This window comes from Collinsella sp. zg1085 (assembly GCF_018889955.1).
Classification (GTDB): domain Bacteria; phylum Actinomycetota; class Coriobacteriia; order Coriobacteriales; family Coriobacteriaceae; genus Collinsella.
This window is the reverse complement of sequence record NZ_CP076545.1, coordinates 372,043-392,879: the sequence shown is the minus strand read 5'-3', so window position 1 is coordinate 392,879 and position 20,837 is coordinate 372,043. Positions and strand designations below refer to the sequence as shown.

Annotated in this window: 16 protein-coding genes and 1 tRNA gene; 4 read left to right on the top strand and 13 right to left on the bottom strand. The window is 49.7% G+C overall.

What is annotated here, in order from left to right; genetic code table 11:
* Positions 1-436: 436 nt before the first annotated feature.
* From lgt to KPC83_RS01505, 7 genes are all read right to left on the bottom strand, one after another.
* On the bottom strand, positions 437-1,267 hold the full coding sequence (gene lgt / locus KPC83_RS01535; protein ID WP_216278835.1) for a prolipoprotein diacylglyceryl transferase: 831 nt from the start codon (positions 1,265-1,267) through the stop codon (positions 437-439).
* Between the two features lie 86 nt (positions 1,268-1,353).
* Complete coding sequence (locus KPC83_RS01530) at positions 1,354-1,632, bottom strand: NifU family protein (RefSeq protein ID WP_216278834.1); 279 nt, start codon at positions 1,630-1,632, stop codon at positions 1,354-1,356.
* A gap of 138 nt (positions 1,633-1,770) precedes the next feature.
* Positions 1,771-6,483, bottom strand: coding sequence for an acyl-CoA dehydratase activase-related protein (locus KPC83_RS01525; protein ID WP_371819269.1), 4,713 nt, complete (start codon positions 6,481-6,483; stop codon positions 1,771-1,773).
* 12 nt (positions 6,484-6,495) lie between these two features.
* Positions 6,496-7,221: a TetR-like C-terminal domain-containing protein gene (locus tag KPC83_RS01520; protein ID WP_216278833.1), complete on the bottom strand. Its 726-nt coding sequence runs from the start codon at positions 7,219-7,221 to the stop codon at positions 6,496-6,498.
* 230 nt (positions 7,222-7,451) lie between these two features.
* Positions 7,452-8,264 carry a ZIP family metal transporter gene (locus KPC83_RS01515; protein ID WP_216278832.1) on the bottom strand — a complete coding sequence of 271 codons (813 nt, stop codon included), beginning with the start codon at positions 8,262-8,264 and terminating at the stop codon, positions 7,452-7,454.
* 95 nt (positions 8,265-8,359) lie between these two features.
* Positions 8,360-9,433 (bottom strand): putative ABC transporter permease, encoded by a 1,074-nt coding sequence (locus KPC83_RS01510; protein ID WP_216278831.1) that lies wholly within the window; start codon positions 9,431-9,433, stop codon positions 8,360-8,362.
* Positions 9,434-9,437: 4 nt separating this feature from the next.
* Positions 9,438-10,022, bottom strand: a complete 585-nt coding sequence (locus tag KPC83_RS01505; RefSeq protein ID WP_253200962.1) for an HD domain-containing protein — start codon at positions 10,020-10,022, stop codon at positions 9,438-9,440.
* A 94-nt stretch (positions 10,023-10,116) separates the two neighbouring features.
* Here KPC83_RS01505 and KPC83_RS01500 point away from each other — a divergent pair, with 94 nt between their 5' ends.
* Entirely contained in the window at positions 10,117-11,085 is a 969-nt protein-coding gene (locus KPC83_RS01500; RefSeq protein WP_216278830.1) for a diacylglycerol kinase family protein, read from the top strand.
* Positions 11,086-11,127: 42 nt separating this feature from the next.
* On the opposite strand, the gene KPC83_RS01495 is transcribed toward KPC83_RS01500, so the two are convergent.
* The gene (locus tag KPC83_RS01495) at positions 11,128-11,334 is read right to left on the bottom strand and encodes a hypothetical protein (protein ID WP_216278829.1); all 207 of its coding nucleotides are present in this window, start codon (positions 11,332-11,334) and stop codon (positions 11,128-11,130) included.
* Between the two features lie 9 nt (positions 11,335-11,343).
* Complete coding sequence (locus KPC83_RS01490; RefSeq protein WP_216278828.1) at positions 11,344-11,814, bottom strand: dCMP deaminase family protein; 471 nt, start codon at positions 11,812-11,814, stop codon at positions 11,344-11,346.
* Positions 11,815-12,042: 228 nt separating this feature from the next.
* Between KPC83_RS01490 and KPC83_RS01485 the strand changes: the two genes are divergently transcribed.
* The 3 genes from KPC83_RS01485 (at position 12,043) to KPC83_RS01475 (ending at position 15,243) form a co-directional block, all read left to right on the top strand.
* Positions 12,043-13,035, top strand: coding sequence for an SPFH domain-containing protein (locus KPC83_RS01485; RefSeq protein WP_216278827.1), 993 nt, complete (start codon positions 12,043-12,045; stop codon positions 13,033-13,035).
* An 89-nt stretch (positions 13,036-13,124) separates the two neighbouring features.
* Positions 13,125-13,328, top strand: a complete 204-nt coding sequence (locus tag KPC83_RS01480; protein WP_216278826.1) for an Arc family DNA binding domain-containing protein — start codon at positions 13,125-13,127, stop codon at positions 13,326-13,328.
* Between the two features lie 388 nt (positions 13,329-13,716).
* Complete coding sequence (locus tag KPC83_RS01475; RefSeq protein WP_216278825.1) at positions 13,717-15,243, top strand: Mur ligase family protein; 1,527 nt, start codon at positions 13,717-13,719, stop codon at positions 15,241-15,243.
* A 111-nt stretch (positions 15,244-15,354) separates the two neighbouring features.
* Here KPC83_RS01475 and KPC83_RS01470 read toward each other — a convergent pair whose 3' ends face one another.
* The 4 genes from KPC83_RS01470 to KPC83_RS01455 form a co-directional block, all read right to left on the bottom strand.
* A complete protein-coding gene (locus tag KPC83_RS01470; protein ID WP_216278824.1) occupies positions 15,355-16,584 on the bottom strand; it encodes a bifunctional ornithine acetyltransferase/N-acetylglutamate synthase in 1,230 nt (409 codons plus the stop codon).
* Positions 16,585-16,749: 165 nt separating this feature from the next.
* Positions 16,750-17,766 (bottom strand): DNA cytosine methyltransferase, encoded by a 1,017-nt coding sequence (locus KPC83_RS01465; protein WP_216278823.1) that lies wholly within the window; start codon positions 17,764-17,766, stop codon positions 16,750-16,752.
* Between the two features lie 515 nt (positions 17,767-18,281).
* Positions 18,282-18,355 (bottom strand) — tRNA-Glu (locus tag KPC83_RS01460).
* A 243-nt stretch (positions 18,356-18,598) separates the two neighbouring features.
* Complete coding sequence (locus KPC83_RS01455; RefSeq protein ID WP_216278822.1) at positions 18,599-20,689, bottom strand: glutamine synthetase III; 2,091 nt, start codon at positions 20,687-20,689, stop codon at positions 18,599-18,601.
* Positions 20,690-20,837: the final 148 nt, after the last annotated feature.

The window sequence follows — 20,837 nt, the reverse complement described above, 5'->3', positions numbered from 1 at the left end:
AAGATAAAGTGATAGAAATATTTGTCCTATCACTTTATCCATAAAACACATCTACGCCAAAACAATGCCTATGGCGTAAATCGAACAATTTAGCTCATGGGTTCAAGACGTAACGTAAGGGAATTTGAGGCCAAACTTTGTAATGACAAATAAAGCAAGTAAACGTTTCATCGTTACCCCTATGTTCTCAAAATATTAGCCTCCTGAACGCTGGCTCAAAGCCAGGCTTCATCGAAGGTATTTGAGAACATATAAACGATGAAGGAAGCACATTTCACACCCCTTGCCTTACTGGCATAATAAGCCTGCTAAGCTTTGGGTGTCAACTACTCAGCCAAAAGAATTTAACCCTATCAAAGAATTACCAAGTGCACCCACGTTCCCACACCTATCCGGCGGGGCGTAGGCAAGCCTCAGCATTGTGGATGTAAGTGTTCTAGACCTCTCCCACGTGCCCTTGCTGAGGTAGCTTTGCTCGCTGAGCAATAATAATTAGACCCACTCCAATTATGAGTAGTGGGATGCTTAAAATTTGACCCATGGTAACAATATCACCGACAAGATAGCCTAGCTGTGCATCGGGCACACGAACAAACTCAACAAGAATACGCGCAATGCCATAGCCCAGAATAAAGATGCCCATAAAAGACCCTTGTGGCAACAAAGGGCGCTTACGACTGAGCACATACAACACAGCAAACAGCACAAGCCCCTCAAGCGCGCCTTCGTACAGCTGACTAGGATGCCGCGGCATCATACCAGCATCTCCACCAAAGACCACACCCCACGGCAAATCAGTTGGCTTGCCCCAAAGCTCACCATTAACAAAGTTTGCAAAACGCCCCAGCGCCAATGCAAGCGGAACCCCGCAAGCTACCAAATCTGCGATTGTCCCCGGTGCAAGGCCCACCCAACGAGTTGCCAGAAAGCCCCCAATAGTTCCACCCACCAAGCCACCGTGAAAACTCATGCCGCCATGCTGTAAAGCAATAATTTCAAACGGGTTTTGGAGATAAAACTCAAGACCGCGCCCATAAAAGACCAGATAGAAGATGCGCGCTCCTACAATTAGCCCAATCACCACGCAGGTAATGACCACCCAGATGTCATCAACTGCAATATCCAGCTTCCACCGTTTTTGCGTGCGATACATCACCACACCCGTAATAATCGCACCCACCATATAGGCAATGCCATACCAATAGATAGTGATAGGACCTGCCGAGAAAGCGACGGGGTCAAGAGCGTGATAAAGGTCATTAAGCATAAGCAATCCTTATAAAAAACCGCCGCAGCACGAGCGGCTGCAGCGGCTATACATGAATCTATACCTGAGCGTATGTATGTACCGGCTTAAAACGGTGCATACTCGTCGTACAAATCTGAAATAGCGTTGTCGTCATTCACTGCTTCCACGCGCGTAACACCTGGTACATGCTCTTTAAGAATGCGCTCGATACCCATACCCAAGGTTACCGCAGACATGGGACAGCCAGCACAATTACCGGTGAGCTCTAGTTTAACAACACCGTCGTCGGTAACGCCTAGATAGGTCATGTCACCGCCATCTGCCTGCAGATTGGGGCGAATTTCTTCAAGAACTGCCTTGAGAAGGACTTCGTTAATAGCCACAAATCTCCCTTCAATTTGAACCGCTCAATACTACACCAGCTCATACCCAAATGAGCAAGGCGATACGCAGCTTGGCAACATTTTTCATTGAGGAAACGCTGTAGCCAACATGCGCCGCTAACTTGCAAGCTCACACAGCTACTTCTTGCCTACACCGGCACTCAAACGAGCCGCCACCTGAGCAATAGCCGCCTCGTTTATACCTGAACACCCGCCACCACAAGCATCTTCGTTTGACCTCTGATAGCTATCCCCCTGATGCCCCGGACGAAAACACGCCGACACTTCATCACGTTTAAGCGGCTTGATAGCTTGCATCGTAAAGCCACGACCAGCGCGCAAGTTTTCTTTAGCCACCGAAATCATAAGCTTAATTCGATTGAGCTGATTAGCCTCAGAGGCACCAGGGTCATAGTCAACCGCAACAATATTGCTCTCAGGGTGCTGGCGACGCAACTCTTTAATGACAGCCTTGCCAACTACATGATTGGGCAGACAGGCAAAGGGTTGTGTACATATAATATTGGGTGCACCATGCTCAATAAGGTCGAGCATTTCAGCAGTAAGCAACCAACCTTCACCCATATTGTTACAAAGTGATAGCACACGTCCAGCTTTCTTTGCCATGGCTTGAATTGACTCTGGGCGCTCAAAACGTTGCGATTCTTCAAGCAAGCCCTCAACCGGTCGGCGCATCCAATCCACCAAGTTCAGCACGCTTTTCATAGCAGTTCTCTCTGCTCGCGTACTACCTAGCTCGTCTTTTTGAAGCTCAGCGTTACTCATGGTATAGAGGAAAAAGTCAAGAAGTCCCGGTACTACCGCTTCGCAACCCTCGGCCTCAATAATCTCAACAACGTGATTATTTGCCGTTGGGTGAAACTTAACAAGAATCTCACCCACAACACCTACGCGCGGCTTGCTACCTTCATCTATAAGCTCCATCGTGTCAAAAGCCTGAATAGCAGCACGGGCAAGCTGTGTAAAACTGCGGCGCGTGAAGTGCGGAGCTTGGATTCGCGCCTTATCCATAAAACGCTCGTACAATGCGTTAACCGCACCTGGCACTGCCTCATAGGGACGGCAACGATACAGCATCTGCATCATAAGGTCACCAAACAAAATACAGTACACCGCAGCCTTGAGCATGGGAACTGTTAGCTTAAAGCCGGGATTATGCTCATCGAGCTTTACCGCTGCAAGCGAAATGACCGGAATCTCGGGATGCCCCGCATCGCGAAGCGCCTTACGAATGAGAGCAATGTAGTTGGTTGCGCGGCATCCACCTCCGGTTTGCGAGATGACTACCGCTGTTTTTGACAGGTCATACTTTCCGCTTTCAATGGCTTCCATAATCTGGCCGGTAACCAAAATAGAGGGATAGCAGATGTCGTTGTTAACGTAGCGAAGTCCTGCCTCAACTGCGCCTCGATCAGTTGATGGCAAGAGCTCAAAATTATAGCCTGCCGCACAAAACACCTCTTTAACGAGGTCAAAATGAATAGGTGCCATCTGCGGACACAAAATCGTGTAGCCCGCATCTTTCATCTCCTGTGTAAACGGAACCTTTTCAACCGCTGCTGTGTGCGCACGACGCTGTGGGCGCAAGGCATAACGATGCGTTGCAAAAGCCGGCGCATCATCTGAGGCAACGATAGGTGCCGCGCTTGACTGCTCAAACGGCTGACCAGCACGCGCAGCGGCCTCACGCCGCTCTGCTGCTTGGTCTTTGAGCGCCGCCATCAATGAACGAATACGAATACGAGCCGCACCTAAATTAGACACCTCATCTATCTTAAGCACGGTATAAATCTTGCCTGAAGCCTCAAGAATCTCCTGCACCTGATCGGTTGTGAGTGCATCAAGACCACAGCCAAACGAGTTCATCTGAATAAGGTCAAGGTCGTCGCGCATAGTGACAAAACGTGCTGCAGCATAAAGGCGTGAATGATACATCCACTGGTCAACCACGCGAATAGGACGCTCGGGCTTAATGAGGTGCGCGATAGAGTCTTCGGTGAGCACCGCAAAACCAAACGAGGAAATGAGCTCTGGAAGCGAATGGTTAATCTCGGGGTCGTTATGATACGGACGACCAGCGAGCACAATACCGTGTCCACCGTTGTCCTCAATCCATTTGACCGTCTCTTCACCCATGATTTGCATACGCTTATGAAACGCTGCATCTTCTTCAAACGCAGCATTAACTGCGGCATTAATTTCTGAGCGCGTTAGAGCAGGTCCCGTCACACGACCACGACCCTGCTCAGCATCAGCCGAGCGGTCAAGCACCAAAATCTCATAGAGCCGGCGCTTAAGCTCAACTTTGTCGTGATATGGCACAAAGGGGTACAAAAACTCAATGTTTTGTTGAGCTATCTCATCAATATTGAGCCCGAGTGCAGTTGGATAACTCATAACAATAGGGCAGTTATAGCAATTTCCTGCCGTTCCATCTTCTTTGCGCTCCCAGCGCACGCAAGGCATCCAAATAAAATCAGGGTCTTTTGCAATGAGATTCATAATATGGCCATGGCTAAGCTTGGCCGGATAACACACCGATTCGCTTGGCATAGACTCAATACCCGACTCATAAAGCTTCTTAGTTGAAGGGTCAGACAACACCACGCGAAAGCCGAGGCGCGTAAAAAAGGTATGCCAAAACGGGTAGTTTTCGTACAAGTTAAGCGCACGAGGAATACCCACCGTGCCACGAATTGCCTCTGACTCGTCAAGCACCGCTCGGTCGAAAATGAGTTTATTTTTTTGAGCAAACAAATTGGGAGCCTGCGATTTTTTGCGCTTGATACCGGCTCCTTTTTCACAGCGATTGCCCGTAATAAACCGCCGACCTTGCCCAAAATCGTTGATGGTGAGCTGGCAGTTATTAGCGCAAAGCCCACAGCGCGTATGGCGTTGACGCGCCGTAAGATATGAGATGTCCTCAGCCGAAAGAATACGGGAGACACCTGTGGCACCTGCACGGTCGCGCGCCAAAAGTGCCGCACCATAGGCTCCCATGCAGCCCGCAATATCAGGGCGCACCGCATCAACACCCGTTAACAGCTCAAAGGCACGCAATGTTGCGTCTGACATAAAGGTGCCACCCTGAACAATCACCTGTGTGCCAATATCTTTGGGGTCACGCAGCTTAATTACCTTGAACAATGCGTTTTTAATAACCGAATAGGACAGACCAGCAGCAATATCACCAACAGTGGCACCTTCTTTTTGTGCCTGTTTCACACGTGAATTCATAAAGACTGTGCAACGCGAGCCAAGGTCAACCGGTGCGGTGGCACCCAGCGCTGCTGCGGCAAAGGCACGCACGTCCATATTCATGGAGACCGCAAAGCTCTCGATGAAGCTTCCACAACCGCTAGAACAAGCCTCATTAAGCATAATGTGCTCAATTACACCATCACGCACGCGCAGACATTTCATGTCTTGGCCGCCGATATCTAAAATAAACTGGACACCCGGCAAAAAGGCTTTGGCACCGCGAAGGTGAGCAACAGTCTCAATCTCACCCGAATCGGCTTGGAGTGCCTCGATAAGCAACGCCTCACCATAGCCAGTGGTTGTCACATGACCAATGGAGGTACCTTGCGGAAGATGCGCATAAAAGTCTGCCATGATAGCTTTAGCAGTTCCTAAAATGTCACCATTATTGCTGCCATACCAGGTATGTAACAGTTGGCCTTGCTCTCCTACCATGGCTGCCTTCATAGTGGTAGAACCTGCATCTAAGCCAATAAAAACGCGCTTCCCGGTGTAGGTAGATACATCTTCGCGTGGAACAACTTCTTGATTGTGGCGAGCCGTAAACGCCGCCTGGTCAGCCGGGGTTGCAAACAGTGGAGCCAAACGCGCAACCTCTGAACCTTGCGTGCTACCAAGCTCGTCAATACCTGCAATAAGCTCCTCAAAGCTGATGTGTTTTTCGGACTCATGTGCCATCGCCGCGCCCGATGCCACAAAGAGATGGGCGTGCTCAGGAACAATACGATGTTCTTCATCGAGGTCAAGCGTAAGATAAAAACGACGACGCAACTCCGAGAGATACTGCAGCGGGCCGCCCAAGAAAGCCACATGACCGCGAATAGGACGGCCGCATGCCAAACCAGAAATAGTTTGTGTTACCACAGCCTGAAAAATACTCGCAGCAACGTCTTCAGGGCGTGCACCTTCATTAAGCAGTGGCTGAACGTCAGTTTTTGCAAAGACCCCACAGCGGCTTGCAATGGGATAAATGGTTGATGCATGCCGCGCCAGCTCATTGATGCCGCTTGCATCCGTTTGCAAAAGAGCAGCCATCTGGTCAATAAACGCGCCGGTACCACCCGCGCAGGTGCCATTCATACGCTGTTCAATGCCGGTATCAAAATAGATTATCTTAGCGTCTTCGCCGCCAAGCTCAATGGCTACATCGGTCTGAGGAATCATTGTTTCAACTGCGCGTTTACTGGCAATGACCTCTTGTACAAACTCGAGTGACAACCAGCTTGATAACAACATGCCACCTGACCCTGTGATGGCTGCTGTCATCTTGGTATGCGGCAAATATGAGGAAGCACCAACAAATAACTCACGTGCACATGCTCTCACGTCAGTGTGATGGCGCTGGTATTTTGCATAAACAATCTCGCTTGCCTCGTTGAGCACCGCCACTTTAACGGTAGTAGAACCTACGTCAATTCCAAGATGCAACACGCCGTGATTTCGCTCTGGAAACCACAGAGCGCCCTCTGCAGACGATGAGGGCGCTGATGCGCATGATTTAGGTGTGGGGTGTAGCTGGCTTTTGTGAGACGTATCCATTGATGCGGCATTTTGGATTATTTCTGTCATGATACATGCCCTCTATTCAGCAGATTCAGCAGGTCCAGCAGATTCAGCAGGTCTAGCAGATTCAAAAGAACGATTCATATTCATGAGCGCAAGGCCATATTCCGGCACATTTATTTCGATGGGCAATCCATACAAATCTCCAGGACGCACAAACGCGATAACCGTCATAATGCGCGCCATGGTGGCAGGTGACTCAATCAGCCCGCGCTCAAGCCAGCGCACAACAAGGCTTGTCTCAGCTGCAACCACTGAACTGACATAGTAATCAAAGAATGCGCCGAGCGCCTCAGGGTGAATTCCTGTTTTCATACGCCGCGCGATGGTATGACGAACCATATCGATAATCTTTTGCATAAACGCAGCATCGCCGCCACGTCCAAGCAAACCGTTAATGAGATGCCGATGCTGGGCAAAAAACTCAAGCAAACCCACCGTCCCAGGCGCTGGTTCTAAATTTGCAATATGTTTATAGACCTCAGGCAAGCTTGCTTGAGCAATACCTTCAACACGTACACGCATCTCATCTAGCAAGGCATCTTCAACAAGCTCAATGAAATGGGGAATATCGCGGTAGTGACTATAAAAGGTACGACGCGTAAGCCCCGCACTCTCAGTAAGGTCTCCAACAGTCAGCGTTGCTAGATTGCTACCGGCTTCAAACGCAGCAGACAGCGCCTCAAAAAGCGCCGTCTGTGAGCGCTGCGACCGACGATCACATTTATGTTGCGGCTCAGCCATGTATTTTCCCCTTTGATAATTACACTGGACGTGCATTATTGCACATTATGTGCATCATCAAAGAGACTTCACGTATGTGAAGTTATGTGCTAGGGCATGAACATGCGCTGTTGTGCACAAAAAACTACCTTGCAACATAAGAAATGTAAGAGGGGTTATGAGCGCGCAACAAGCGTGATGCGGCTATATGAACACACAATACCAGCTACGAGGCTATTTCAATCAAGGCTTTAACCCAGTGCTACATCAAGCACCATCATGATAACGAAGCCCGCAATAACCCCCAAGGTGCCAATGTTGCTATGTTCACCCAGGTGTGCCTCAGGGATTAACTCCTCAACTACCACGTAAATCATAGCCCCTGCGGCAAAAGAGAGCATCCACGGCATAAACGGCTGAATCCAACCCGATGCCAGCACTACCGCGATGCCAAAAATAGGCTCGACGATACCTGACAGACTACCCATAATAAACGCACGTGTTCGGCTCATTCCTTCGCGCGCCAGAGGCAGCGAAACCGCTGCACCTTCAGGGAAGTTTTGTAAGCCAATACCAATAGCTAGTGCAAACGCCATGCCAAGAAAGCCCTCGCGCTGTCCTGTTGGTGCTTGCGCTGCCATAGCAAACAGCAAACCCACACTCATACCCTCAGGAATATTATGCAAGGTCACTGCCGAAACCAGAAGTGTGGTGCGTTTCCACGAGGTTTTAATACCTTCTGGCTCGTCGGAGTCAGGATGTAGATGAGGTAGCAGCGAATCTAATACAATCAAAAATGCTACGCCCAACAAAAAGCCACCTGCCGCGGGCACCCAAGGTACTTGACCCATTTCTTCTGCCTGCTGAATTGAGGGCTCAAGCAGCGACCACATGCTTGCCGCAATCATGACTCCCGCAGCAAATCCCAAAAAGATATGATGGGTGAGCTCCTTATCTGACCTTAAAAAGAAAACAACTGCTGAGCCAGCTGTTGTCAAAAGCCACGTAAAACCACAGCCCAAGGTAGCAAGCCACAAGGCTTCGCCCAAATGTGCCCCAAACATAGTGCTCCCCTATACGCAAATCAATCAACGGTATAAACAACATTGGTGTCGTGTTGTTAGGAATCAATCCTACTTCAAATAAGAAACACTGTGAATTACTTACTTGTTTTCAAGTTGTCGGACGCATCGCCTCGCGCGGCTAATGCATCAGAAGCATCTGAATGCTCAAGCTCTTGAGCCTCACTGCGCGCAGGCGGCACTGCTTTTTTTCGCTGAAAAAAGCTTCGGGCACGTTCTGTTAGTCCAGTTAGACGAATAACGCCTTCATAGGGCAACAGACGCAAATGCGAAAAGGCATTAAAGAATCTCAGCTCGCGGCGCGACAACCAGAGTTTTACCGACCGAGGAGCACTAACTTCTTTGCCAAGACGCATCAAGGCTGCAATTAAGCCATCTTCACTCAGTTTTAGCTCCATATCAAAGGTATCGCGCAGCATATCTAAAACCGTATCTGACATGCTACACAGCCAGCCATTTGCCGCCTGCCCGCGTGACTGCAACGATGCCGCTTGATTGCGCAAACTATCAGGCATAAGCTCACCCAAGCTCTCAGACATAGCTGCCAACTCATCATCGATGCGCTCAGCAATGCCGCCTCTCAGTTGCTCAAGCTGGCTCGATAGTCGCTTCCAGCTTGCAATTGAAAACAGCATATCTATCACCAGAACGCCCGTTAAAAGTAGCGTGAACGTGATAACGATATAGGGTGAGCCGCCTTCAAGCGTATATAGAAACAACGGCTGAACAACTCGGCAAATAAGTACGGCTCCAGCACCAAACAAAAGTGCACCGTATAAACAAATGCGACCCTGAATGTTAAGCGGAAAGTCTGAATAATCCCAAAACCGCGCATGAGTGAAGTGCTCAAGCATTACCGCCGCAACATACTCTAAGGCGCAACACAGCACAGCAGATGTAAGAAAGAGAATAAAATTGCTTTCAATGCCCCGAAGCAAGAGCCAACATGCTGTACCGCCCACACCATAGATGGGGCAATAAGGTCCCAACAAAAACCCACTGTTTGCAAAATGCCCACGATTAGCAAGCGCGCAAACACTAGACTCCCATGCCCAACCAATAAACGAGTACAGAAAAAATGACAGCACAAGCCCTGAGAGTGGAGTCGTATCAAGCGTTACGGCAGTGCTTGCCAATACCAAGCGATACATTGCTCTACCTCGTATTTCTATCTGATTGGCGCTTGGGAGAAGCTGTGTTGGCGCTTACAACACAGCGTTGGCGCGTCTTAGCGCGAAAAGGGCTTCGAGCAGCGATTGTTTCATGCAGGGCACAGATTTTGTCGGCAATGCATACAATCCAAGCTTCCCGGCAACTTGGTGGAATGGGCACCAACGGAAACATATGGCGCTTAATAATGGTTTCTTCACAATGGCTTAGCTGAAAATCCTCGCGGGCTCGCGCAAGTGCAATAAAGGGATGCGTAAAACCATGAATTTTATGCGCAGGGTCGGGGTCGTGCCAATCGTATAAAAAATAATCGTGCAGCAAAGCACCCCGAATGAGCGATGGTCTATCCACCTTAATATGCAAGCGTCTGAGCACGTCTGCAAAGGCGAGCGAACGCATGGCAACGCTTATGACATGGGCATAGACACTCACTGTGCCGTGCTGAATAAAATTTCTCGTAAGTCCAAAACGACCCGTGCGCTCAAGTTCAGCAGCTACGGCGCGCACTTCGCTGGCACGGGCATGCGTTACTGATTGCGCCCGTTTGCAAAACCGCTTTTGCTTTGTCACGCGCAATCTCCTTTCTGAGGGCGCAGAAGCATCGTGACCTAATAGCTTACCATGCCGTAAAATAGATAGCTCACGCCACAACGAAAGGGCATGTATGAGTCAATCACATCGCTCGCCTTTAGGCCGGGCGCTCGTTATAGCAAACCCCGCTGCGCGCAGCGGTAAAGGTGCCGAGGGAGCAGCTTTTGCAGAGCGCTTTTTAGGAAGCTTTAGCTCGGCAAGCGCTGGCTTTGAAGTGCGCCGCACACAGGCCGCCGGAGACGCTGAGCACCTTGCGCGTAAAGCTCACGCCGAGGGCTTTGATACCGTTATCACGCTCGGCGGCGATGGCGTGATTCATGAAACAGTGAATGGTTTAATGGCTCTACCCGAACGCGAACGGCCGTGTCTTGCAGTATTGCCCCTTGGAACGGGCAACGATTTTGGGCGGACACTCGGCATGGCGCTTAACGACGTTGAAGGAGCGCTCGCGCAAATCATACGCGGACAGGTGTGCACCTACGATATTGGACACGTCAACGGCGTGTATTTTATGGAAACGCTCTCCTTTGGTCTTGATGCTGCAATTGCGCACGACACCACCGCTCGACGCGCGGCTGATACCTCACAACACGGAGAAAACCTCTACGTAACCTCAGGGCTCAAGATTTTTGCGCGCGCCCGTAAAGGCTGGAAAGCATCTGTCTCGTTGGATGGTGAGAGTCCCCTTGAGCTGCCGACTCTCATCTTTGCGGTGCAACTTGGACCCACCTACGGCGGTGGCTTTCCCATTTGTCCTGATGCTCGCCCTGACGATGGTGTCTTTGACATCTGCATGAACGTTAAGCGACCACTCATGCCTCATATTATGGCTCTGTTTGCAATGGCACGCAGTGGACGGCATGTAAACTCAAGCGTTATTAAAATAGCACAGGCAAAACGCATAGCCATCCACTTTGAAACCGAGCCGCCTGCACAAGCTGATGGCGAATGGCTCGAACCAGTGCATGACTACTCCATTGAGATTGTGCCGCGCGGACTGCGTGTTATTGCACCCGATTCGCGCACGTCTCAGCAAGCTTAGCTCAAGGTATGTCAGGATGTATGTAAGTGTAAAATACCTCAATTATGGGCGCTTGTTGTGCTTGCTGTAGTGCTCAGGCCAATCAAGCCGAATCCGTCCACCGCGGATAAAGAACACAACAAGTGCGCCAATCACCAACAAAGGCACAAGGTGGAATATCATGCCCACCAATATGCCAGCAAGTGTGAGCGTCAAAATAACAACCGAGGCAATCACAGCTAAAAAGAGAAGCGCTATCAAAACAGTCATAGGTGACTCCTAGAACTCAATGCCAACATGGCGATAGCTAATGCCGCACGAATCTAAAATACGCCGTGAGATGCGGCACGAATCGGTGTCGGCGTACTTGTTGTCGAGGTAGACAACCTGCCCAATGCCCACCTGTGCCAGCATCTTGGCGCAATCGTGGCACGGAAAGAGCGTGACATAAACCGTTGCACCCTCAAAATCACGCAATGAGCCTCGATAGTTCAAAATCGCATTAGCTTCAGCATGTACGACGTAGTTGTGCTTATCTTCAAGCGGGTCATCACTGGTACCCCAAGGAAAATCGTCGTCGTTAAGCGCAGAGGGCGTTCCGTTATAACCAACCGACAAAATACGGTTATTGGTGCTTGCAATACAGGCTCCCACCTGCGTATTGGGGTCCTTGCTACGCAGTTGTGCCGCAATGGCAACGCGCATAAAAAACTCGTCCCAACTAATTACATCGGTTCGCTTGCTGGGCATAATCTATCTCCTCAAAACCTCAACTCATTGCTTGAGCACCACTTATTGTATCCGAGCCCAGCGCCTTCAATCTCCTACACATTAAAAGCGGTGAAAAGCTGAGAGTTAGTTTGGCGTGAAATGCAAAAAGCTCTGCATAACAATACTTGACATGAGTTCAATGTGATATCAGAATAATATCTGCATTTGGCGACTCTTTTATAGAATCTGTTCACGAAAGGAACTCTTATGAGCCAAGAAAAGACCCTGACCGCTCGCTCGGGCTGGACTATGGTTCCCATCGTTTTTTCCCTCATGGCAGGGTCAGTTGCACTTGCAATATGGGTCGTTAGCATGCTTATCGGCATTGAGGAAGGGGGTTCTACCCCATCAGGCTATATTGCGCTGCTTCTCGTGGGCATTATAGGCTTTATTGTTTCGCTGTTTTTGCTTGCAGGCTTTATAACGGTGCAGCCCGGACAAGCTCAGGTATGCATTCTCTTCGGAACCTATATGGGAACCATTCGTCAGACTGGCTTTTTCTGGGCGAATCCCTTCTACTCGGGACATCTCAACAACCCCGACGTTGACCTTTCAGGTCTTGCTGATGGCTCAACTTCAGTTAGTCATAAAAACATTTCAACCAAGGTTTCGCTGCGTGCGCGCACACTCAATGGAGAGCATCTTAAGGTTAACGACAAAATGGGCAACCCCATTGAGATTGCAACGGTCGTGGTCTGGCGCGTAACTGACACCGCAAAAGCCCTCTTTGATGTCGATGACTACCTCAGCTATGTTGCCATGCAAACAGAAACGGCGCTGCGCCACGTTGCCAGTATCTATGCCTATGACCATATGGAAGATGATGACGCAGCAAATACCAGTATTACGCTGCGCTCTGATATTGAGCAGGTCTCCCAAAGCTTGAAAGATGAGCTTGACCATCGCCTGAGTGCGGCTGGCGTAACGGTAGACGATGCACGGCTCACACACTTGGCCTATGCGCCCGAGATTGCGCCGGCAATGCTTCGTCGTCAACAAGCAGAAGCAGTTATTGCTGCGCGTAAAAAGATTGTTGAAGGTGCAGTTTCTATGGTTGATATGGCGGTTCGCCAACTCTCAGAAGAAAGCACTATTGAGCTTGATGATGAGCGCAAAGCTGCCATGGCATCAAATCTGCTTGTTGTGCTATGCGGCGAAAGTGAAGCTCAGCCGATTGTTAACACCGGCTCTCTGTACTAAGACCTCATGACGGCACGCTAACCATCCTATCCACGCACACCTAATTGTTTTAATTGGGTGTGCTCGCGCAGAAACGGAGTAGGTGCATAATGGCACGAAAGCAATATCCTTTGCGCATTGACCCGGCCATATGGGAGGCAATTCAATCGTGGGCAGATGATGAAATGCGCAGCGCCAATGGTCAGGTTGAGTGGATTATGCGAGATGCCTTAAGGCGTGCAGGACGACTACCGAGCTCGCACAAACCTCGCGCGACTAGCGCTTATGAGGAGCGTGAGGGTAAAAGTAACTAGCTAACAGGGCTTTACCGAAGCCCTGTTTTTATATGCGTTGGTATTCGTGGTGCCACCGACGTTGTGTATAGGTGTCACTGCTGAGGACGAAGTGTATAGACGCCGCCAACGACTAGGAGTAAAGGGGCTGAGCTGCGTCTCCATTGCTCGGGCTGCGTTTCCATTGCGCGAGTAGCGTCTCCATTTTGCACCGTAACCGTATAAAACTTCGCCACAACGCAATACCTCCCCCGCTCGTTCTCCAATACCTCAAGCATAACTTCACCCGTATGTCGCTTTCAATAAAGAATAGTTGAAGCGGTGCGGAGACTCTGCGTTGAAAGCGACATTTAAGTATGCCCGCGCTATCCTGTTAGCCGAGCAAGCTCACACCTTCAAGGAGATTGTAGTGTCTACACCACCAACTTCGCGCCCCCTCACGTACTACCTGCAGGTTCTTGCAGCGGCTGGCATTGTTGAGGAAGCGCCTGCAACTGAGCTTACCCAACGCTTGCCTATAGCCTTTGCAACCGACGATTCGCGCCAGGTGCAAGCAGATACGCTCTTTGTTTGTAAGGGGGCTCAGTTCAAACGCGATTACCTTCTCCAGGCTCGTGAAGCGGGTGCTATAGCTTATGTTGCAACCCAGGATTATTCCGTAGATATTCCTTTGATTCGGGTGAGCGATATACGTCGCGCACTTGGTGTTCTTGCGCTGAGTTACTACAACAATCCCTCAGCACAGCTCAAAATTGCTGCATTTACGGGAACAAAGGGCAAAACCACCTGTGTCTATTATCTCAAACACGTCCTCGATTATGCCGCCGACAAGCATAATCAGCCTCCAGCGGGCTTATTCTCAACCATCGAATATTTTGATGGTATGCAATCTGGCAAGTCTACACTCACCACTCCTGAGGCGTTTCAGCTACAAAAACAGCTGTCAAACGCCCGTGATGCAGGACTTACAACTGTTGTGATGGAGGCTTCCAGCCAAGCGCTCAAATATGAGCGCACCTATGGCATGGAGTTTGCGGTGGGCGCTTTTACCAACATTGGGGAAGACCATATTTCTCCACAGGAGCACCCTGATTTTGAGGATTACTTTGCAAGCAAACTCAAGCTTTTTGCTCAGTGCAAAACCGCTGTGGTCAATCTTGATATGAAGCACGTTGAGCGCGTGCTCGATGCCGCCGGTGCTTCTTCGCAGCTCATAAGCTACTCGCTCAGCAACCCAAAGGCCGATGTCTACGTAGAAAAGCTTAGCAACACGCATGAAGGTATGCGTGCGCGGGTACACACCCCAAGTTTTACCCGCGATATGCTTATCGCCACGCCAGTAGTCTTTAATGTCTCAAACGCTCTTGCAACAATCGCTTGTGCGCTGGCGTTAGGACTCGGTGAAGCCGAGCTTGTTCATGCTTTTGAAACGCTTCGTGTGCCTGGTCGAATGGAACTCTATCCCAGTGCTGATGGCCGTATTCTTGGGCTCGTTGACTACGCTCATAACGGCATGAGCCTATCCACACTACTCAGCGACCTACGTAACAACTACCCCGACCGCGAACTTGCCGTTGTTTTTGGTGCAACTGGAGGCAAGGGGCTTGACCGTCGCACCACCATGGGGCATGCCGCGGGAAAGCTAGCTGACCGTATTATTGTGACTGAAGACGACCCCGGTCCTGAAGACCCCGCTGACATAGCCGATGCGATTGTTTCTGCTATCAAAACAACCGGTAACCAAAACTACCAAGTTGTACTCGACCGCGTTGATGCAATTCGACGCTGTGTGCATGAGACAACACGTCCAGCTATAGTGATCGTCACAGGTAAAGGTAACGACAACTACATGCTGCGACACGGAGTTCACGAACCTTGGATTCCCGATGGCGTACACCTCGCTCAAGCACTCGAAGAATACGCACAGGGACTATAGAAGCACGTAGATGTTCTGGGCAACTCGTAAAGACTGAGGCATAAAACTTGCCGTGGCACACCGTGCTTTGACAGCTCGTCCTCTGTACTATGAAACGCCTATTTCAGTCTGCTAGTTGGCTGTTCGCCCAATAGCATCAGTCGTCCAAAGCCTTGCGCTAAAGTCTCCAATTCCCAAATCAACCAGCATGCGTATCTCGCTCATCTCGCGAGCATCCAGCCGTTTTTTAAGCTCATCCTCATCAAAAGGAATGGGTGCGCCATCACTAAAAATAGGCATGTCAGCAAGCGTGATAGAAAGTGTTTCAACATCAACCCGAGAGCCACTTCGACCAAGTGCCGCTAGTAGCGCAGTAAGGTCTGCACAGCGCGACACGATGCTTTGCATGACCGGACGAGAGAGAACCAGGGCACGCGCGGCCGCTTCGGCTTGCTCAACCGATACTGAACCTTGTACCTGCACCATTACTATTGAACCAGAACCTGCCGCCTCTGCCATCATCTGACGCAAAAGGTGCTCGCATACCGCCGAGATAACATAGGACAACTCAGCTGCGGCCTCGCTTCCCTGCTCGATAGGCGCTACATCAGGCGCTGCTACACCGCTTGCAAGCATGATATAGCTATCGCCTGGCCCGTTATTAAAGCCGTCATACATCTGCTTAAAACTTGTTTCAACAATTGGCGTAAACAGCGCCGAAAGGCACTCAGACGATACTGGTGCGTCAGTGGTTAAGAGCACAAGGTTTCCTGCGCGGCGACACATGCCGCCAACCGTGAATGTACAGCCTGCATACGCAAGCGTTTGGCTGGTAAAGCTCACTGCATATTCAAATAACTTAGGTTCAGGCGCTGCAAGTGCAGCTGCAGCAGTAGTCCCACCTTGTGCTGATAGCTGGTTAAACGCCGCAGAAATACCGTTTTCGTACTGCTCTCGCGCAATGGGACAAGCAAGTTTGCCAGTTGTTGCAAGGAGTATCTGCTCGGGTTCGCAGCCAGCAATTTGTGCTGCAATAGCACAAGCCTCCTCTGCTGTTGCAAGACCTACATCACCCAAGCCGCCGTTTGCAATGCCAGCGTGCATAAGAACTGCCTGCACCGTTTTTGCGTCTTGTTGCTTAAGATGTTGTCGGCTTACTGTTACTGATGCTGTTTCCAGCCGATTATTGGTAAAGACGGCCGCCGCAGCAACAGGAGCATCGACGCACACCAGAGCAAGGTCAAAGTCGTGGACAGAGGCACTGTGAGCAATCTTGACACCTGATGCACGAAAACCAGAAGCAAGCGTTACACCGCCCTGTAGTTGTGGGCGCAACCGCAGGTCAAACTGGTCAAAATCCATGGTTAAACTCCTTGCTCATATGCTCGTTCATATCTCGCTTAAGCGCATGGTACGTCAATACACGAGACATACCATAGTAGCGTATTAGCTATATACTCACGCCCATAACCCGCCGCATTGCGTATGATTTTTTGAAAGATACCCCGCCGCCGCTTCTCACTGGCGCTAAAGCAGGGTGCTACTCTTATCCAGATTTATATGATTAAAAACTTTAATAAGTTGGAGACCAATTCTACGTGCAAGTTCTACAGGAACCGCATTGCCAATTTGCTTGTATTGCTCGCTGAGAGACCCGCAAAACTTCCAATCATCAGGAAAGCTCTGAATCCTGGCATATTCACGAACGGTAAATGGCCTCGTCTCATCAGGATGACACCTCTCTGTTTGCTTTTGCGAAGGAGACGTTGTTAGCGTTAAACAAGGTTCATCCCATGAAATGCGGCGCGCCATGCCTCTTCGTCCGCCGCCCGAGTAATAACTTTTTCCCATATAGTCTTTTGCAATTTGCTCAGGCAAATCTACCCAGCAGCCACCAGGAGGAACAAGAGCCATAACCTCGAACTTCTTTTTGCTATACGGCTGATATGGGCTGTCAGGAACATTTTTCAACACATCTCGTAAGGTGGTCTGCGTTTTCTCAGGGGTTGGATATTCAAACTGAATCAAACCAGCCAGCTCATTTTTGATTCCAATTACAATAAGTCTTTCACGCTTTTGACCAACGCCATAATAAGACGCATTAAGAATTTTGTACTGCGTTTGATAACCAAGATTGGTAAAAACCTGATTTATGGTGGCAAAAGTTCTACCCTTGTCGTGGCTTAATAGCCCTCTCACATTTTCAAAGAGAAAGATTTTAGGTTGAACTTCTTCGATACAGCGGGCAAACTGCGAAAACAGCGTTCCGCGTGTGTCGCCAAAGCCAAGTTTTTTACCGGCATATGAGAAAGCCTGACACGGTGCTCCACCGCTAACCACATCAACCTTATTCTTGAACTGAGTAAAACTGACTTGCGCAATATCAGATTCAATAACATTCCAGTCTGGCCTGTTTTCTCGCAGCGTATCACACGCAGCATGATTAAACTCCACATACTCAACGCCAGAAATTCCTGCCTGTTCAAGACCTAATGCAAGGCCTCCGGCTCCAGCAAATAACTCAATGTTGGTTATAGATTTCAAACAAACAGCCAATCTCTTATCGTCAAATTTCCAAAACAGAATATACCTTACAGTAAGGACAAATAGCGATAGCCGAAATTAACATCAGGGTTTAGGTTTAAGGACGCTATCGACGTGGGTGAACTATTTTGACAAAAACGGGCAATCTGGCACTAAATTCTGACAAAAATGGGCAATGTGGTAATAAACCCTCTATGGCGCGAAAAACTGCAACTCATCTACCTGCATATTTATAAAACAACGAATAACCCACGGGGGTTCTACACTGCCAAATTGCCCGTTTCTGTCAAAAAGGATTAATCAGACACCACTATCAATCACAAAAAACGTAGTGCGAGTAAAACTACAGTTGTTGCTTTACGCCAAATTAGTCAAAACTGATAGATTTTTTCGTCAAATTAGTCATTTTTGCCAAAGCATACAGCTCACGCCCAAACCGCCACCTTATGCAATCAGCAAAAAAGCAAGAACCCGCACGATTAAACATCATGCGGGTTCTCTCAAACTGCAAAGGGTGCCCCCAACGGGATTCGAACCCGTGATCTTCGCCTTGAAAGGGCGACGTCCTTGGCCGCTAGACGATGGGGACAGCGCGGAAAAGTTTATCACACTTTTGGCACGCGTCACGCATATCCTTATGAGATTTTTGAGCAGATAAGGTTCTGGCGCAATGAGCCTGCGCGATTAAAGCCCTATGTGCGCCGAGCGCGCCGTATCTCTCGTGCAGGATAAGCTCATCCCTAACTGCACAAAAAACAGCCTATCACCAGCACCTATCATGCCACAAAGCCTACAACGCTCCCAGCACGCACCCGCGCCACGTCCTCACAACTTATACGTAGAACAAAATATCGTCGTAGGTTGGCACCGGCCAATAATCTGCCGCAACAATCTCTTCCATATCATCAACCGTTTCACGCAGCCGCTCCATAGCCGGCGAAACCTCGTGCGCATATGCACATGCCTGTGCCTGTGCATCATCAAGCTTCTCTGCAGCCATATGTGCCTGCTCAAGTGCCTGAATTGCCTCGTTAATCTTTGTGATGCCATGGCAAAGCTGGTTGAGCGTTTCTTGCTCCCATTGCATAGCTTCCTCGGTGCCTGCCGCACGAATCGTCTCAAGACCCTTTGCCACCTTAGTAGCATAAGCCGTGATTACCGGACGATACGTTCGACGCGCCTCGCGCACCATGGTTGTCGCTTCAATATTCATAAGCTTGTTGTACTTCTCAAGCTTGCAATCATATCTGCAAATCAGCTCTTCACGGCTCAGTACGCCCATTTCTTCAAAGAGCGCAATGCTCTTATCAGAGGTCATGCATACCAGAGCGTCTGCTGTTGTTCGATTATTAACCAGTCCGCGCTCTTCTGCCTCGGTATGCCAGTTCTCAGAGTATCCATCACCTGAGAACAAAACCCGTCGGTGCTCAATGAGTTTTTGCTTGCAGTACTCAAGCATCGCCGCTGGGAACTGAGCTTGGTCAAGCCCCTCAAGCGCATCGGCCATGTCCTTCAAAGACTTTGCCACCGCTGTGTCGAGCACCATATTTGCATCTGACACATTAGCCTCAGAGCCTACCGCACGGAACTCAAACTTATTGCCGGTAAACGCAAAAGGACTTGTACGATTGCGGTCGGTATTGTCACGCATAAGCTTAGGCAGAGTATGCGCGCCTAAATCAAGCACGCCATCGGTTGCATGAACGCTTGCCTTGCCATCCATAATCTTTTGAACAAGCTCGGTGAGCTGGTTGCCCAAAAAGATTGAAATAATGGCCGGCGGCGCCTCATGTGCACCCAGACGATGGTCGTTTCCACAGCTTGCAGCCGACATGCGCAGCAAGTCTGCATACTCATCAACCGCTTCAATAACCGCTGTCAAAAAAGCTACAAATTGCAGATTCTCAAGCGGCGTATCACCTGGATCAAGGAGGTTTTCATCGGCGGTGCCAAGCGACCAGTTGTTGTGTTTACCTGAGCCGTTGATGCCGCGGAAGGGCTTTTCGTGCAGCAAACAAACAAGGTCATGGCGCGAAGCAATCAGCTTCATCTTCTCCATAACCAAAAGATTGTTATCAATTGCCTCGTTGCACTCCGAGTAAACCGGAGCGAGCTCGTGCTGACACGGTGCTACCTCGTTATGCTTAGTCTTTGCCGGAATACCCAAGGCCCACAGCTCATCGTCCAACTCCTTCATAAAGGCTGAAACCGTTGGACGAATAGCACCAAAATAATGCTCTTCAAGCTCTTGTCCTTTACACGGTGTTGCTCCAAAGAGCGTGCGGCCGCAAATTACTAAGTCGCGGCGACGACGATAGGCGTCCTTGCGAATAAGGAAATATTCCTGCTCGTTACCAACGTAGGGAACCACGCGCTTGGGCTTCTTGCCAAACAGCGCCAAAATACGCTTAGCCTGAGTATCCAAGGCTGTCATCGAACGCAAGAGCGGGGTCTTTTTATCGAGAGCCTCACCGTTGTAGCTGCAAAACGCCGTGGGAATGCACAGCACTTCATCTTTTACAAAGGCAGGGCTGGTTACATCCCAAATGGTATAGCCACGTGCCTCAAAGGTTGCACGCAGGCCACCATTAGGAAAACTTGATGCATCCGACTCACCCTGCACAAGGTTTTTCCCAGAGAACAAGGTAATAGAGGTGCCATCTCCTACCGGCTCCAAAAAGCTATCATGCTTTTCCGACGTAATGCCTGATAGAGGCTGAAACCAGTGCGCGTAATGCGTGGCGCCCCGAAGCATTGCCCATTCCTTCATGGCATGGGCAACCGCATTTGCAACATCGAGGTCGAGCGGCTCACCATCGGCTATGGTAGCAACAAGCTTTTTGTACACATCTTTAGGTAACCACTTTTTCATGACGGCATCTGAAAAAACCTCAGTACCATAGCGTTGTGTCAGGTCAGCCACCTTGCCCCCTTAATGCAGTACGACCCCTCAGCCTACCTGCATAGCCTTCATGCATATACAGCTGCTCATGATAGCGAAATTTCACGATATGTCCTATTGCAGAGTTGTTTCACCACGCGACGTTTACGACGCTGTTTTCTGACGCCGA